This is a genomic window from Frankia torreyi (assembly GCF_000948395.1).
Lineage (GTDB): Bacteria > Actinomycetota > Actinomycetes > Frankiales > Frankiaceae > Frankia > Frankia torreyi.
On the sequence record NZ_JYFN01000004.1, the window covers coordinates 109,069 to 124,425 of the forward strand.

The window sequence follows — 15,357 nt, forward strand, 5'->3', positions numbered from 1 at the left end:
TCTCACGATCCGGATGCCCGGAACATGTGTTCCGGCCCACGCCCGCACCCGCCTCTCCGGCCGCCCCTTCCCCGGCGGCCGGCACGGCGGGGAGCGTACGGGGTTGGCCACACCCGGCGGTCCCGCGTGCGGATTCCGCCGCACCGGCGGTGCCCGTGCGTCCTGCTCGGGATGCCGCCGTACCGGACTAGCCCGTCAGCACATCTGAAGACGAGGTCCACGAGCGGTCGAGGGAGGCTCAGCGCTGAACGCCATGCACACGCCTGTGCTGACCGACCGCGTACTGGAACTGTTGGCCCCGGCCCTGAGCAGGCCGGGAGCCGTGGTGGTGGACGCCACGGTGGGGCTCGGCGGGCACGCCGCGGCCCTGCTCGTCGCCTTCCCCGAGGTCCGGGTCGTCGGTCTCGACCGCGATCTCGACGCCCTGACGCACAGCGGTGAGCGGTTGCGAGCACTCGCACCCGAGCGGGTGCGGCTCGTCCATGCCGTCTACGACGAGATCGGCACGGTCCTCGCCGGGTTCGGATCCGCGCGGGTCCAGGGGGTCCTGTTCGACCTCGGGGTCTCGTCGCTGCAGCTCGACACCGACGCGCGCGGGTTCGCCTACTCGCGGGACGCGCCGCTGGACATGCGGATGGACGCCACCCGCGGCCGGACGGCCGCCGAGGTCCTCAACACCTATGACGCCGCCGAGCTGGCGCGGATCCTGCGGGACTACGGCGAGGAGCGGTTCGCCCGCCGCATCGCGGAGTCGGTCGTCCGGGCCCGCGCCGTCGAGCCGTTCACCACCTCGGCGCGGCTGGTCGACCTCGTCCGCGACGCCATCCCGGCGCCGGCGCGACGCACCGGCGGCAATCCGGCCAAGCGCACCTTCCAGGCACTGCGCATCGAGGTCAACTCCGAGCTGGACGTGCTCGCCCGGGCGTTGCCCGCCGCCTTCGACGCGCTGGCCGTCGGCGGCCGGCTCGTCGTGCTGTCCTACCACTCCCTCGAGGACCGGCTGGTCAAGCGGGAGCTGCGCGGCTACGCGGAGACGCTGGTGCCGCCGGACATGCCCGTGGTGCCGGCCGGCGCCGAGCCGCGGTTGCGCTGGCTTACCCGTGGCGCGGAACCGGCGAGCGAGGTCGAGAAGGCCGACAACCCGCGGGCGGCGTCCGTGCGGTTGCGGGCCGCCGAACGCACGGCTCCGAACCCGGACCGTGCCCAGCCCACCACCGGAGGTGCATCGTGACCGCTCCCGCGCAGCCGCTTTCCCGGGCGGGGCGGGGCGGCGCCGGCCGCGCCGGTGGCCCGCCCCCCGGCGCCCGCGCGGCCCGGGTGCCGGGTGCCGCGGCGGTGCGCACCGCCGCGGCGACGGCTCCGATCCTCGACCCCCCGCTGCGGCGGGCCCCCGCCCGGACGCGGCTCACGGTGGTTCGCCCGGCCCCGACGGGGGCTCGCAAGGGGCCGTTCGTCGTCCTGCTGCTGGTCATGCTCGGCGCCGGCCTGCTGGGTCTGCTGGGGCTCAACCTCGCGCTGATGGAGAACTCGTTCCAGGAGAACACCTTGCGTAACCGGGCTTCCGCCCTGGCGGACGAAGAACAGTCGCTCGCGGTGCGGGCCGACCAGCTCTCCGACCCGGCAGCGCTGGCCGCCCAGGCGAGCCGCTTCGGCATGGTGCCCGGCGGGGTGCCCGAGTACCTCGCGCCGGGTACCCCACTGCCGCCGGGCGCGCGGGTGCTGTCCCGGGAGCCGGGCAGCGGTTCGGTCCTGGTGATCGTGCCCGCACCGGCGGGCCAGCAGCCTCCGGCCGGCGCGGGCACAGCCCGGTCCGGGACGGGCGCAGCCGGGTCCGGGACGGGCACGACGGCGGTTGCCGGCACCGGCGCGGCTACCGCCGGTGCCGCGGGCACCGCCGCCAGCACCACCGGGACCGCGGGCGCTGCCATCGGCGCGGAGACGACCGTGCCCGGCGCCGCGGGCGCCACCGCGGCCGGCACGAGCGGCGCGGCGGCCGGCGCCGCAGTGGGATCGCAGCAGCCGGCTTCGGGGACCGCGCCGGTCCCGGGCACGGGCGGCAGCGGGCTGGGCGCCGGGGCGCAGTCGGGCACGGCGACCTCGACCGGCACGGCCGGCGCTGACCGGGGTGGGCCCGCGCAGTGAGCTCCGCCCTCTCCGGCTCACCCCGGCGCGGGCGCGGACGGCTACGGCTGGTGACACCGCCGCCGGCCTCCGTGCACGGCGGCCGGTTGCGCCGCGATGATGACACGGCTCGGGGCCCGGCGGACGACCGGGATCACGACGATCCGGGTCGCCCGCCCAGCAGGTCGGGCCAGCGGGCCGCCCGGCCCCGCGGTGCGCAGGAGCATCCGCGGGCGCGTCGGGGCGGGAGCGGCACGGCCCGGGGGGGCACCCGGGGACGAGGCCGGGCGGGTGGCGCCCGCGGGCACGACGGCCGCTACCGCGACCACGGTGCTGGCGACTACGCCGACGCCGCTGGCTATGACGAGGCCGTCGACTACGACGGTGCCTACGACTACGACGGTGCCTACGACTACGACGGTGCCGTTGCGCCCGGCCGGGGCCGCAGCGGGCGGGCCGGCGGTGGCCGCCGGCCACCGCGTCCCCCGGTCCGGCGCAACTACCGGCTGAGCAGCCCGCGGCGGCGGCTGCGGGTGACGATCGTGTTCATGTGCGCGCTGCTCGGCATTCTCGCGCTGCGACTGACCCAGCTCCAGGGCTTCTCCGCGTCGACCTACGCGGCGCAGGCCGAGAAGGAGCGGCTGCGCACGATCGTGCTGCCCGCGGTGCGCGGCGCCATCACCGACCGGTCCGGCCACACCCTCGCCCAGCACGTCGAGCTGCGCGCGGTCTACGCGAACCCGACGAACGTCAGGGACATCGGCGCGACCGCCGCGAAGCTCGCCCCCGTGCTCGACGACAGCGCGGCCAGGCTGACGAAGCTGCTGACGGACCCGACCAGGCACATCAAGTTCGTCTACCTCGCCCGCGGACTGAACCCCGACGTCGCGAAGAAGGTCAGCGCCCTGGAGCTGCACGGCATCGGTATCACCGAGGAACGCGGCCGCACCTACCCGGCCGGTCCGCTGGCGGCCAACGTCGTCGGGTTCATGCGGCGCGGCGACGGGGACGTGCTGGAAGGCGCCGGCGGCCTCGAGCTCGAGTACGACAAGGTGCTGCGGGGAACCGACGGCCAGCGCGTGCTGGAGGCCAACCCGGAGGGCATCGAGATCCCCTCCGGACACGGCCGGCAACGCGATTCCGTCCCCGGCTCGGCGCTGCGGCTCACCCTCGACCGTGACATCCAGTGGAACGCCCAGCAGGCCATCGCCAACGCGGTGCGATCCTCCGAGGCCGACGGCGGCACGGTCGTGGTGATGGACCCCCGCACCGGGGACGTCCTCGCGATGGCCGACGCGCCCGAGTTCGACCCGCGCAACATCACTCCGCGGGACCAGCCGGCGTTGGGTAACCGCTCGACCCGGGACGCCTACGAGCCCGGCAGCGTCAACAAGGTGATCACGATGGCCGCCGCGCTCGACCGCGGGCTCATCACCTCGGAGACGCCGCTGACCATCCCGCCATCCATCATCCGCGGCGGGGTGCGCATCAAGGACTCCGAGGAGCATGGCGTCGAGCATCTGACCACCGCCGGGGTCCTGGCCCGCTCCAGCAACATCGGCACCGTGGAGATCGCCGAGCGGGTCGGCCGGCCGGCGTTGGAGCAGGCGCTTCGCGCCTTCGGTCTCGGCGCGAAGACGGGGCTGGGCTTTCCCGGCGAGGGCACCGGCCTGCTGCCACCGGCGAAGGACTGGTCGGGCAGCCAGGCCGCGACCATCTCCTACGGGCAGGGCATGTCGGCGACGGCGCTGCAGATGGCGTCGGTCTACGCCACCGTCGCCAACGGCGGCGTGCGGGTCACCCCCCGGCTTGTCGACGCCGTCACCGGCCCGGACGGGACCGTCCAGGTCACCCCCCATCCCCCCGGCCAGCGGGTGATCAGCGCGCAGACCGCGGCGACGCTGAGCCGGATGCTGGAGACGGTCGCGACGAACGAGGGCACCGCGCCGCTCGCCGAGGTCCCCGGCTACCGGGTGGCCGGCAAGACCGGCACGGCGTACCGGCCGGACCCGGTGCACGGCGGATACGAGGGCTACACCTCGTCGTTCATCGGCTTCGCGCCGGCCGACGACCCGAAGGTCGTCGTCGAGGTCGTCCTGGACAACCCGAAGAAGGGGTATTTCGGCGGGCAGGTCGCCGCGCCGGTGTTCCAGGGTGTGATGAGCTTCGCCCTGACCACCCTCGGCGTGCCGCAGCCGACGACGAAGCCGTCGCCGCTCGTCCTCGATCTGGACAAGTAGCACTGGAATCGCAACAAGGAACTCGGAGAGCTGGACAAGCCGCGCGGGACCGGTCCACCTGCGGCATTCGGTGGACCACCGCCAAGCCCGGGCGCCCCTGCCGATGGCCGAGCTTGCTCCCACTAAGGTCGTCAGCGTGACCCCACCGGCACCCCGACCGGCCGCCCCGACGGCGTGCGGCCTGGCTGATCTGCGCGCGGTGCTCACGGCCGCGGAACTCCCACTCCCGCCGGCCCCGCCGCCCGTCGGCCCTGGTCCGGACGCCGCGGCGCCCGCCGGACCCGGCCTGGACGCGGTGGTGCGCGGCGTCACCCACGACTCCCGCCGGGTGGCGCCCGGCGACCTCTACGCGGCGCTGCCGGGCGCGCACGTGCACGGGGCCGACTTCGCCGCCGCCGCGATCGCCCGCGGCGCGGTGGCGGTGCTCACCGACGCCGAGGGCGCGCGGCGGATCGCCGCCGCGGGCGGGCCGGCGGCCGCGCTGCCGGTGCTCGTCAGCGCGGACCCGCGCCGCGACCTCGCCCCGGTGGCGGCCCGCGTCCACGGCGACCCGTCGGCGGCGCTGCGCCTGCTCGGCGTCACCGGGACCAACGGCAAGACGACGACCGCGTTCCTCCTCGACGCCGGGCTGCGCGCGGCGGGCCACACCACCGGGCTGGTCGGCACGGTGGAGACCCGCATCGCCGGGGACCGCCTGGCCAGCGTCCACACCACCCCGGAGGCCAGCGACCTGCAGGCGCTGCTGGCGACCATGGTCGAACGGGGCGTGGACGCCGCCACCATGGAGGTCTCCAGCCACGCGCTGGCCCAGCACCGGGCGGACGCGCTGCACTTCGCCGGGGCGCTGTTCACCAATCTCAGCCAGGACCATCTCGACTTCCACCCCACGATGGCGGACTACTTCGAGGCGAAGGCGTCGCTGTTCACGCCCGGCCGGGCGGCGGCCGCGGTGATCGGCGTGGGCGACGAGTGGGGCCGGCGGCTGGCGGCCCGCCGCCCGGACGCGGTCACCTTCGCCGTCGACGGCCCCGCCGACTGGACGGCCCGCGACATCACCGCCGGCCCCACCGGCAGCGAACTGCTGGCCGCCGGGCCGGGCGGCGAGCGGGTGGAGCTGTCCGTCCCGCTGCCCGGGCTGTTCAACATCGCCAACGCGCTGGGCGCGCTGGCGCTGCTCGTGGCGGTCGGGGTGGATCCGGCCGTCGCGGCCGCCGGGATCGGTTCGCTGCCCGGCGTGCCGGGACGGATGGAGCGGGTCGATGCCGGCCAGCCGTTCCTGGCCCTGGTCGACTTCGCGCACACCCCGGACGCGGTCACGACGCTGCTGGCGACCGTCCGTCCCCTGGTGAAGGGCAGGATCATCATCGTGCTCGGCTGCGGCGGGGATCGTGACCGCGGCAAGCGCCCGCTCATGGGCGCCGCCGCCGCCACGCTCGCCGACCTCGCGATCCTCACCAACGACAACCCGCGCTCGGAGGACCCGGCGGACATCATCGCCGCGATGCTCGCCGGGGTGCCGGCCACCGCGCGCGCGGCGGGCCGGGTGCTGGTCGAGCCGGACCGGGCCGCCGCGATCGCCGCGGCCGTCGCCGCCGCCGGCCCGCAGGACGCCGTCGTCGTCGCCGGCAAGGGGCACGAGTCCGGGCAGGAGCAGGCCGGGCTGGTGACCCCGTTCGACGACCGGGCGGTGCTGCGGGCGGCGCTGGACGCGGCGGCGCGCGGATGATCCCGCTGACCCTCGCCGAGGTCGCCGCGGCGACCGGCGGACGCCTCGACGCGGTCCCCGACCCGGCCGCCGTGGTCGGCGCCGTTGCCGTGGACTCCCGCCAGGTCGGCCCCGGCACGCTGTTCGTCGCCCTGGTCGGCGCCCGCTCCGACGGGCACGACTTCGCCGCCGCGGCGGTGGCCGCGGGGGCGCCGGCGGTGCTCGCCGCCCGGCCGCTCGGCGTGCCGGCGGTCGTCGTGGCCGACCCGTCCGCCGCCCTCGCCGCCCTCGCGGCGCACGTGCGCGACATCGCCCGCGCCACCATCGTCGCCGTCACCGGCTCGGCGGGCAAGACCACGACCAAGGATCTGCTCGCGGACCTGCTCGCCGAGCTCGGCCCGACCGTGGCCGCGCCCGGGTCGTTCAACAACGAGATCGGCCTGCCGCTGACCCTGCTGCGCACCGAACCGGACACCGCGTTCGTCGTGCTGGAGATGGGCGCGCGCGGCCTCGGGCACATCGCCACCCTGTGCGCGGTGGCCCGCCCGTCCGTCGGGGCGGTGCTCAACGTCGGCAGCGCGCACGTCGGCGAGTACGCCGACGGCCGGCTCGGCATCGCCGCGGCCAAGGGTGAGCTCGCCGAGGCCGCCCGCGACGCCGTCGTCCTCAACGCCGACGACCCGCTGGTGGCGGCGATGGCGCCGCGGGCGCGTGGCGAGGTCATCACCTTCGGCGAGGACGCCGCGGCGGACGTGCGCGGCGCCGACGTCCGCGTCGACCCGCTGGGGCACGCCTCGTTCGACCTGCTCGCCGGCGGCGAGCGCCACCGGGTCACCCTCGGCCTCGTCGGCACGCACCAGGTGCCCAACGCCCTCGCCGCGGCGGCCGTCGCCCTGCGCCTCGGCCTGAGCCCCACGCGGACCGCGGCGGCGCTCGGCGCGGCGCGGGCGCGCAGCCGCTGGCGGATGGAGGTCACCCGGACCGCCGCCGGGGTCGTCGTCGTCAACGACGCCTACAACGCCAACCCCGAGTCGATGCGCGCCGCCCTGGCGACCCTGGTCGACATGCGCGGGGTGGGCCGGGCGATCGCGGTGCTCGGGGGCATGGGAGAGCTCGGCGACGCCGCCGACGACGCGCACGACGCGCTCGGCCGGCTCGCCGTCCGGCTCGGGATCGACCAGGTGATCGCGGTGGGGCCGGCGGCCCGGCGCATCCACCTGGCGGCGTCGCTGGAGGGTTCCTGGGACGGCGAGTCGCGGTGGGTGGCGGACGCCGACGAGGCGGTGGCGATGGTGGTCGCGCTCGCCCGGCCGGACGACGTCGTGCTGGTCAAGGCCAGCCGGTCCTACGGACTGGAGCGCGTCGCCGAGGACGTGGTGACGAGGTTCGGCGTGGTCGGCGCCGGGATCGAGGGGGCATGAGAACGGACCGCTGGGTGCACCGGGGCGGACACGCGCGGGTGACACACGCGTGAGAGGCGTTCTTATCGCGGCCATGGTCGCGTTGGTCGTGTCGTTGCTCGGTACGCCCTGGGTGATCCGGTTCTTCCGCCGGCAGGGGTACGGGCAGGAGATCCGCGAGGACGGCCCGTCGAGCCACCTGACCAAGCGCGGCACGCCCACCATGGGCGGCACCGTGATCATCGTGGCGACGCTGGTCGGCTACTTCCTCGCCCACCTGGTCACCGGGATCGGCTTCACCGCCTCCGGTCTGCTCGTCCTGCTGGTGATGACCGGACTCGGCGTCGTGGGCTTCCTCGACGACTACATCAAAATCCGCAAGCAGCGCAGCCTCGGGCTCACCGCCCGGATGAAGTTCGCCGGCCAGGCCGCGGTCGCGATCGCGTTCGGCCTGCTCGCGGTCCGGTTCAAGAACCATGCCGGGCTGCTGCCGGGGTCGACGTACATCTCGATCGTGCGCGACACGTCCCTGTCAGTCGGCATCATCGCCTTCCCGCTGCTGGCGTGGATCATCATCGCCGCGACGTCGAACGCGGTGAACCTCACCGACGGCCTCGACGGCCTCGCCGCCGGCACGTCGGCGATGGTCTTCGGCGCCTACGTGGTCATCTCGTTCTGGCAGTTCGGCAACCTGTGCGAGCCGGGGGACTCGCCGGCCGGCTGCTACGCGGTGCGCGACCCGTTGGACGTGGCGCTGGTCGCGGCGGCGGCGATGGGGGCCTGCTTCGGCTTCCTGTGGTGGAACGCCAGCCCGGCGAAGATCTTCATGGGGGACACCGGCTCGCTCGCGCTCGGTGGCGCGTTCGCCAGCATCGCCATCGTCAGCCGGACCGAGCTGCTGCTCGTCGTCCTCGGCGGCCTGTTCGTCATCGAGACCCTGTCGGTGATGATCCAGGTGGCGTTCTTCAAGGCGACGAAGAAACGCGTGTTCAACATGGCGCCGATCCACCATCACTTCGAACTCGCCGAATGGCCCGAGACAACGGTGATCATCCGGTTCTGGATCGTCTCCGGCCTCGCGGTGGCCTTCGGGCTCGGCCTGTTCTACGCCGAGTTCCTCTCCCACGGAGGTGGCTAGCCCCATGACGGCGGTTGGCCCCACGGAGGCGGTTGACCCCGTGACCGCAGCGGAGCCGCGCACCTGGACGGGGCTGCCCGTGCTGGTCGTCGGGGTGGGGGTGTCGGGGCTCGCCGCGGCCCGGGCGCTGCTCGGCCGCGGCGCCCGGGTGCGGGTCGTCGACGCCGGCGACACCGAGCGGCACCGAGCGGCCGCCGCCGACCTGCGGGCGCTCGGGGCGACGGTGGAGCTCGGCGGCCTGCCGGCGGATCCCGGTGGGGCGGGGCTCGTCGTGACGTCGCCCGGCGTCCCGCCGACCGCGCCGCTGATCATCGGATCGGCGGCGGCGGGGGTGCCGGTGTGGGGGGAGGTCGAGCTCGCCTGGCGCTGGCGCGGCGCCACCCGCTGGCTCGCCGTGACGGGCACGAACGGCAAGACCACGACCACCGAGATGCTCGGGGCGATGCTCGCCGCGGGGGGTCGGCGCGCGACCACCGCCGGCAACATCGGCACGCCGATCGTGGAGGCCGTCGCCGCCGAGCCGCCCTACGACACGCTCGCCGTCGAGCTGTCCAGCTTCCAGCTCCATTACACCCACACCGCGGCCCCGCTGGCCGCGGCCGTGCTCAACGTCGCGCCGGACCACCTCGACTGGCACGGCGGCGCGGACGCCTACGCCGAGGCCAAGGCGCGGATCTGGCGCCATCCCGCGACGATCGCGATCGGCAACGCCGACGACGCGGCGAGTACCCGGCTGCTCGCGCAGGCGCCGGGGCGCCGCGTGCTGTTCGGCCGGGACCCTGCGGCCCGCCCCGCCCCGGGGCTGACCGTCGAGGCCGGTCACCTCGTCGACCGCGCCTTCGGCGGCGGCCGGCTCGTCGCCGTGCGCGACCTGCGCATCGCCGGCCCCCACCTGATCTCCAACGCGCTGGCCGCGGCGGCGCTCGCCCGCGCCGAGGGCGTCGACCCCGCGGCGATCGGCGCCGCGCTCGCCGAGTTCCGCGCCGGTGCCCACCGCAACGCCGAGGTCGCCGTGATCGACGGCGTCCGCTGGGTGGACGACAGCAAGGCGACCAATCCGCACGCCGCCGCCGCCTCGCTGGCCGGCTACCCGTCGGTCGTGTGGATCGCCGGCGGCCTGAACAAGGGCCTCGAGTTCGACGAGCTCGTCCGCGACGCCCGCGGCGTGCTGCGCGGCGCGGTGCTCATCGGCCGCTGCGCCGACGAGATAGCCGTCGCGCTCGCCCGACACGCCCCCGATGTCCCCGTCGAACGGGCCGCCGGCATGGACGATGCGGTGAAGGCCGCGGCGGCGCTCGCGCGCGCCGGTGACACGGTGCTGCTCGCGCCGGCCGCGGCCTCGATGGACATGTTCCGCGACTATGCGGCCCGCGGAGACCTGTTCGCCGAGGCGGTGCGCGCACGAGAGGGGTAGCCGTGGCTGGTTCAAGGCCGGTGTCGCCCTCTACCGGGCTGTCGGTGCGGCCGATCGCCGGCCGATCCGTCCGGTCCGGCCGAGACGCTCGAGACGCTCGAGACGGCCGTGACGGGGGGCAGGGGCGGGGCTCGGGCAGGGCGTCGGCCCGCGGCCCGGGCCGCGCCCGCGGCGAGGCGCCGGCCGGCGATGACGACGGCCCGGTGGACAGAGAAACCGCCGAACTGCGGGTGCCGCTGCTCGACCGGCCGTTGGCCTCCTACTACCTGCTGCTGTCCTCGGCCGGCCTGCTGCTGTTGCTCGGGCTGGTCATGGTGCTCTCGGCGTCGAGTGTGCGCTCCTACGCCCTGTTCGGCTCGGCGTACACGCTGTTCATCCGGCAGGCGATCTGGGTGGGCATCGGCCTGCCGATCGTCGTCGCGGCCAGCCGGTTGCCGGTGCGGGCCTTCCGCGCCCTGGCCTACCCGTTGCTGGCCGGCACGGTGCTGCTGCTCATGGCCGTGCTCGTCCCCGGCATCGGCAGCGTGCGCGGGGGTGCCCGGCAGTGGATCGTTGTCGGCCCGATCACCATCCAGCCCAGCGAGCTGGCGAAGATCGCGCTGGTGCTGTGGTGCTCGGACCTGCTGGTGCGCAAGCGGCGGCGGCTGTCCGACCCGAAGCACCTGTTCGTCCCGCTCGTGCCGGTGTTCCTGTTCATCGACCTGCTGATGCTGCTCGAACCGGATCTCGGCGGCGCGATCTGCGTGACGGTCGTCCCGCTGACCATCCTGTGGGTGATCGGCACCCCGAAGCGCTTCTACGGCGCCGTGATGGGTTCGATGATCATCGCGGCGACGGTGCTCGCCGTCGTCGAGCCCTACCGGATCCGGCGGCTGCTGTCGTTCACCGACCCCTTCGCCGACGCCAACGGTGACGGCTTCCAGGCCGTCCAGGGCATCTACGCGCTGTCCACGGGCGGCTGGTGGGGGGACGGGCTCGGCGCCTCCCGGGCGAAGTGGCCGGAGCTGCTGCCCGCGGTGCACACCGACTTCATCCTCGCGATCATCGGCGAGGAGCTGGGGCTGGTCGGCAGCCTCGTGGTGGTCGGGCTGTTCGGCGTGCTCGGCTACGCGGGCCTGCGCATCGCCCACCGCTCCGACGACCTGTTCGTCCGGCTGGCCGCCGCCGGCGTCACCGCCTGGATCATCGTCCAGGCGGTGGTGAACATGGGGGCGGTCGTCGGCCTGCTGCCGATCACCGGCGTCACCCTGCCGCTGGTGTCCTTCGGCGGGTCCGCGCTGCTGCCCACCCTCGCCGCCCTGGGGATGCTGCTGTCCTTCGCCCGCTCGGAGCCGGCGGCGGCGAAGTACCTGGCCCGACGGGCCGAGGAGCGCCGCGCGGCCCGGGCCGAGCGCGCCGGTGTGCGCCGGCGGCCGCGGCTGCCCGGCCGCCGCGCCCGCCGCGCCCGCCGACCCGACCTGGAGCTCGTGCCCGTCGACGGTCCCGACATAGCACCCGGCACCGGTGGGCGAGCGACCGGTACCGGGCTGTCCGTGGGCCGGCCCGATGTGTCATCGTCTTGAGCGATGTTGCGAAGCGTAGTGCTCGCCGGCGGCGGGACAGCCGGCCATGTCGAACCCGCGCTCGCCGTGGCGGACGCCCTGCGCGCCGCCGAGCCGCGGGCGCGGCTGACCCTGCTGGGCACGGCCACCGGCCTGGAGGCGCGCCTGGTGCCGGCCCGGGGCTACGAGCTGGCGACGGTGCCGAAGGTACCGATGCCGCGCCGGCCCACGCCGGCGCTGCTGAAGCTGCCCGTCCGCCTGGTCGACGCGGTGCGCCAGGCAGGCGCGACGCTGGACCGGGTCCGGGCGGACGTCGTCATCGGCTTCGGCGGATACGTGTCGGTGCCGGCCTACCTCGCCGCCCGGCGCCGCGGCATCCCGATCGTGGTCCACGAGGCGAACCCGCTGCCCGGGATGGCCAACCGGCTCGGTGCCCGGTTCACCCCGTTCGTCGCCACCTCGTACCCGAGCACCCCGCTGCGCGGCGCGACCCTCACCGGGATCCCGCTGCGCGCGGAGATCCTCACCCTCGACCGCTCGCCGGCCGCCGCCCGCGCCGCGCGGGCCCGCTACGGGCTTGACCCGCACCGCCCGACCCTGCTCGTCTTCGGCGGCTCCCAGGGGGCCCGCAGCCTCAACCAGGTCATGACCGCGGCGGCGCACCCGCTGACCACCGCGGGCGTCCAGGTGCTGCACGCGGCCGGACCGAAGAACTTCGAGGAGGTCGCGGCGGCGCTGCCCCACGGCCTGCCGGCTCCCTACGAGCTGCGGCCCTACCTGGACGACATCATGTCCGCGTACGCCGCCGCCGACATGACGCTGTGCCGCTCCGGTGCGATGACCTGCGCCGAACTCGCCGCGGTGGGCCTGCCGGCGGCCTACGTGCCGCTCCCGCACGGCAACGGCGAGCAGCGCCGCAACGCCCTGCCGACGGTGGAGGCCGGCGGCGGCCTGCTCGTCGACGACGCCGAACTCGACGCGGACTGGCTGCTGGCGAACGTGCTGCCGGTGCTCACCTCGGCGGAGCGGCTGGCGAAGATGTCGGCGGCGTGCGCGGGCAGCGGTTACCCGCAGGCCGCCGCGGCGATCGTCGCCATGGTCCGCGACGCGGCGGCGACCCGGCGCCGGTCCCGGCCCCGCCACGCCGCCTCCTGACGGAGGCGTGACGCGGCTGCGCGGAACACCACCCCGGGGCGACTCCCGCGGAGGGCCGCCGTCGGCGGTGGGGATCCGTCAGCGCAGGGCGGCCAGGACGACGACGGGGATCTCGCGTTCGACCTGCTCCTGGTGGCCGCGGATGCCCGGCATCGTCTCCACCAGTGCCTGGTAGAGCCGCTCCCGCTCGGCCCCGGTGGCGGTGGACGCCTCCGCGGCGAACCGGGCGGTGCCGAGCTCCACGGTGACCTTGGGGTTGGCTGTGAGGTTCCGATACCAATCCGGATGCCGGGAGGCCGCCATGTTGGACGCGAACACGATGATGCGGCCGCGCCCGCCGGCCTGCCCGCGCCCGCCGGCCTGGTCCGCACCGTCCACCTGGGCCGCTCGGCCAGCCCGGTCCTCGTCGCCCGCGTCGCCAGCCCGGTTCTCGTCGCCAGCCGGGTTCTCGCCCGCCGCGGTGCCGGGGGCGCCGTCGGTGACGTAGCCGAGCGGCGTGGTGTGTTCCCGCCCACTGTGCCGGCCGGTCGTCGTCAGCAGCACGAGTCGGGACCCGGGCAGCGTCTTCTCCAGTGCTCCGCCGGTGGCCCGGTATTCGGCGATCACGGTCTGGTTGACCGCCCGGATGTCGAAGCCGGGGCTGCGCGGGTCCTGAGTGTCGGACATCTACCTGATCCTCACCGGTCGCCGCCGGCCGTGCCGGCGGTGGGCGTGTTGCGGCAGTCAACCATCGACGCAGCGTCACGGCCGGGAGGATCAGGCCGGGTGCCGCCGCGTCGGCGTCAGCCCGCCGGCGGCTCGTCCAGTGCCGCCAGCAGCCGCGGGCCGACCGTGGTGATCGTCCCGGCGCCCAGGGTGAGCAGCAGGATGCCGCCGGCCGGGGCGGCGGGGACGGGGCCGTCGAGCGCGTCACGGACGTCCGCGGCGAGCCGGTCGACCAGCTCCGGCCAGGGCACGTAGCCGACCGCCGCGGGCCCGGCCAGCCGCTCGACCAGATCCGTCGGGTGCCGGCCGAGGTCATCGGTCTCCCGGGCGGCGTAGATGTCGGTGACGTAGACCCGATCGGCGTCGGCGAAGGCGGTGGCGAAGCCGTCGAGCAGCGCGGCGAACCGGCTGTAGGTGTGCGGCTGGAGCACCGCCCACACCGCCCGGCCGCGGGCCCGGGAGCGGGCCGCGGCGAGCGTCAGCCGGATCTCGGTCGGATGGTGCGCGTAGTCATCGATGATCTCCAGGCTCCGACCGCCCACCGGGTCGGCGACGGCGGCCGCCGGCCGGAGCTGCGATCGCGCAGCGGGCGTGCCGGTCTGGGCCGGTGTGGCAGCCGACCGGCCGAGGCCGGGCGCGGGGGCCAGCGCGGTCGCCGCCGCCGGCGCGCCCGCGGCCGAGGGTACGGCCCGGGGGAGGGCGGAGTCGGGCGGTGTGGCCCCGGCTGCTGTGCCGGCGGCCGCCGTTGGCGTCGTGTCGGGTGGCCTCGGGGCGGCCGGGATGGTGACGGGATCGGGCGTGCCGGCGCGCCAGAAGCCGACGAACTCGAAGCGGCGGGCCGCGCCGGTGTAGGTCGCGAGCGTCGCGAGGGTCTGCGCCGGCGCGACACCCAGCTCGGTGGCGACCGCGAGGACCGCCAGTGCGTTGAGGAGCGAGTGCCGGCCGGGGACCGCCAGCGTCAGGGTGCCGATCTCCTGGCCGGCGTGCAGGATGACGGCGCGGGCCGTGTCGTCCCCGACCGCGGTGGCGACGTCCACGGCGCGCCACCGACGATCGGGGCCGAAGCCGTAGTCGAGCACGGGCGCGGACGCGGACGGCGCCTGCCGGCGCAGCTCGGCGAGCACGGCGGCCACCCCCGGATCGTCCCCGCAGACCACCAGCCGGCCGTCGGGGCGCACTCGCCGGGCGAACGCGGTGAAGGCGGCCCGGACCGACGCCTCGTCCGGGAAGATGTCCGGGTGCTCCCATTCGACGTTGGTGATCACGGCGATGGCGGGTTCGAGGCCGGCGAACGCGCCGCCGTACTCGTCGGATTCCAGCACGAACACGTCGCCGGAGCCGGCGAGGGCGTTGCCGCCGAGCTGGGAGACCTCCGCGCCGATGACGGCGGTGGGATCGAGCCCGGCCGCGCGCAGCACCAGGGTCAACATCGCCGAGGTGGTCGACTTGCCGTGCGAGCCCGCCACGGCGACCAGCCGGTAACCCGCGGTCAGCTCCGGTAGCCACTCGGACCGGCGGCGGACCGGCAGGCCCAGCGACCGGGCGGTGACGATCTCCGGGTGATCGTCGGCGAGGGCGCTGGAGGCGACCACGACATCCACCCCGGCGAGTTCGGCGGCGATCGCCTCCGCTGTCGGCGCGGGTCCGACGCGGACGGGCACTCCGCGGGCACGCAGGGTCGCCACGCGGGGGGAGTCCTCGGCGTCGCTGCCGCTGACCCCCCCGCCGCCGGCGAGGTGGATCTGGGCCAGCGGCGACAGGCCGGCGCCGCCGATGCCGAGGAAATGGACGTGCTGGGTGCGCTGACGGGTCACGCAGGCAGTACACCATCACGCCCCCGCCCCACCACGCTCCCCCTTGATCGCGCCCCCCGAACCGTCCAGGCCCCCCCGCGAATCGCCGAGGGGAGCGCTGGCGTGCCTGGAAGATCGCCGGAGG

At 75.6% G+C, this 15,357-nt stretch carries 11 protein-coding genes; 9 read left to right on the plus strand and 2 right to left on the minus strand.

Annotated features, from left to right (window positions below; all coding sequences use genetic code 11):
* Positions 1 to 253 precede the first annotated feature (253 nt).
* The 9 genes from rsmH (at position 254) to murG (ending at position 12,714) form a co-directional block, all read left to right on the plus strand.
* The gene (rsmH, locus tag FF36_RS03995) at positions 254 to 1,231 is read left to right on the plus strand and encodes a 16S rRNA (cytosine(1402)-N(4))-methyltransferase RsmH (protein WP_044883598.1); all 978 of its coding nucleotides are present in this window, start codon (positions 254 to 256) and stop codon (positions 1,229 to 1,231) included.
* Positions 1,228 to 2,142 (plus strand): cell division protein FtsL, encoded by a 915-nt coding sequence (ftsL, locus tag FF36_RS31375; protein WP_052680934.1) that lies wholly within the window; start codon positions 1,228 to 1,230, stop codon positions 2,140 to 2,142. Before rsmH ends, ftsL begins: the two co-directional genes overlap by 4 nt.
* On the plus strand, positions 2,139 to 4,361 hold the full coding sequence (locus tag FF36_RS04005) for a peptidoglycan D,D-transpeptidase FtsI family protein (protein WP_044883599.1): 2,223 nt from the start codon (positions 2,139 to 2,141) through the stop codon (positions 4,359 to 4,361). The genes ftsL and FF36_RS04005 overlap by 4 nt, the downstream gene beginning before the upstream one ends.
* 136 nt (positions 4,362 to 4,497) lie before the next feature.
* Positions 4,498 to 6,087: a UDP-N-acetylmuramoyl-L-alanyl-D-glutamate--2,6-diaminopimelate ligase gene (locus FF36_RS04010; RefSeq protein ID WP_370657159.1), complete on the plus strand. Its 1,590-nt coding sequence runs from the start codon at positions 4,498 to 4,500 to the stop codon at positions 6,085 to 6,087.
* Positions 6,084 to 7,487, plus strand: a complete 1,404-nt coding sequence (locus FF36_RS04015; RefSeq protein ID WP_044883601.1) for a UDP-N-acetylmuramoyl-tripeptide--D-alanyl-D-alanine ligase — start codon at positions 6,084 to 6,086, stop codon at positions 7,485 to 7,487. Before FF36_RS04010 ends, FF36_RS04015 begins: the two co-directional genes overlap by 4 nt.
* A 49-nt stretch (positions 7,488 to 7,536) precedes the next feature.
* Positions 7,537 to 8,604 (plus strand): phospho-N-acetylmuramoyl-pentapeptide-transferase, encoded by a 1,068-nt coding sequence (gene mraY, locus FF36_RS04020; RefSeq protein ID WP_044883602.1) that lies wholly within the window; start codon positions 7,537 to 7,539, stop codon positions 8,602 to 8,604.
* Positions 8,605 to 8,608: 4 nt separating this feature from the next.
* Entirely contained in the window at positions 8,609 to 10,018 is a 1,410-nt protein-coding gene (murD, locus tag FF36_RS04025) for a UDP-N-acetylmuramoyl-L-alanine--D-glutamate ligase (protein WP_044883603.1), read from the plus strand.
* Between the two features lie 2 nt (positions 10,019 to 10,020).
* The gene (gene ftsW, locus FF36_RS04030) at positions 10,021 to 11,580 is read left to right on the plus strand and encodes a putative lipid II flippase FtsW (RefSeq protein WP_044883604.1); all 1,560 of its coding nucleotides are present in this window, start codon (positions 10,021 to 10,023) and stop codon (positions 11,578 to 11,580) included.
* 3 nt (positions 11,581 to 11,583) lie between these two features.
* Entirely contained in the window at positions 11,584 to 12,714 is a 1,131-nt protein-coding gene (murG, locus tag FF36_RS04035) for an undecaprenyldiphospho-muramoylpentapeptide beta-N-acetylglucosaminyltransferase (RefSeq protein WP_044883605.1), read from the plus strand.
* Positions 12,715 to 12,792: 78 nt separating this feature from the next.
* On the opposite strand, the gene FF36_RS04040 is transcribed toward murG, so the two are convergent.
* Both FF36_RS04040 and FF36_RS37055 read right to left on the minus strand, forming a co-directional pair.
* Positions 12,793 to 13,380, minus strand: a complete 588-nt coding sequence (locus FF36_RS04040; protein ID WP_044883606.1) for a nitroreductase/quinone reductase family protein — start codon at positions 13,378 to 13,380, stop codon at positions 12,793 to 12,795.
* A gap of 116 nt (positions 13,381 to 13,496) precedes the next feature.
* On the minus strand, positions 13,497 to 15,233 hold the full coding sequence (locus tag FF36_RS37055; RefSeq protein WP_044883607.1) for a UDP-N-acetylmuramate--L-alanine ligase: 1,737 nt from the start codon (positions 15,231 to 15,233) through the stop codon (positions 13,497 to 13,499).
* Between the last annotated feature and the right edge of the window lie 124 nt (positions 15,234 to 15,357).

Excerpts from the sequence above, each read along its gene's own strand:
- rsmH (WP_044883598.1), top strand. The coding sequence starts at position 254 with ATGCACACGCCTGTGCTGACCGACCGCGTACTGGAACTGTTGGCCCCG.
- FF36_RS04015 (WP_044883601.1), top strand. The coding sequence starts at position 6,084 with ATGATCCCGCTGACCCTCGCCGAGGTCGCCGCGGCGACCGGCGGACGC.
- murD (WP_044883603.1), top strand. The coding sequence starts at position 8,609 with ATGACGGCGGTTGGCCCCACGGAGGCGGTTGACCCCGTGACCGCAGCG.
- murG (WP_044883605.1), top strand. The coding sequence starts at position 11,584 with ATGTTGCGAAGCGTAGTGCTCGCCGGCGGCGGGACAGCCGGCCATGTC.
- FF36_RS04040 (WP_044883606.1), bottom strand. The coding sequence starts at position 13,380 with ATGTCCGACACTCAGGACCCGCGCAGCCCCGGCTTCGACATCCGGGCG.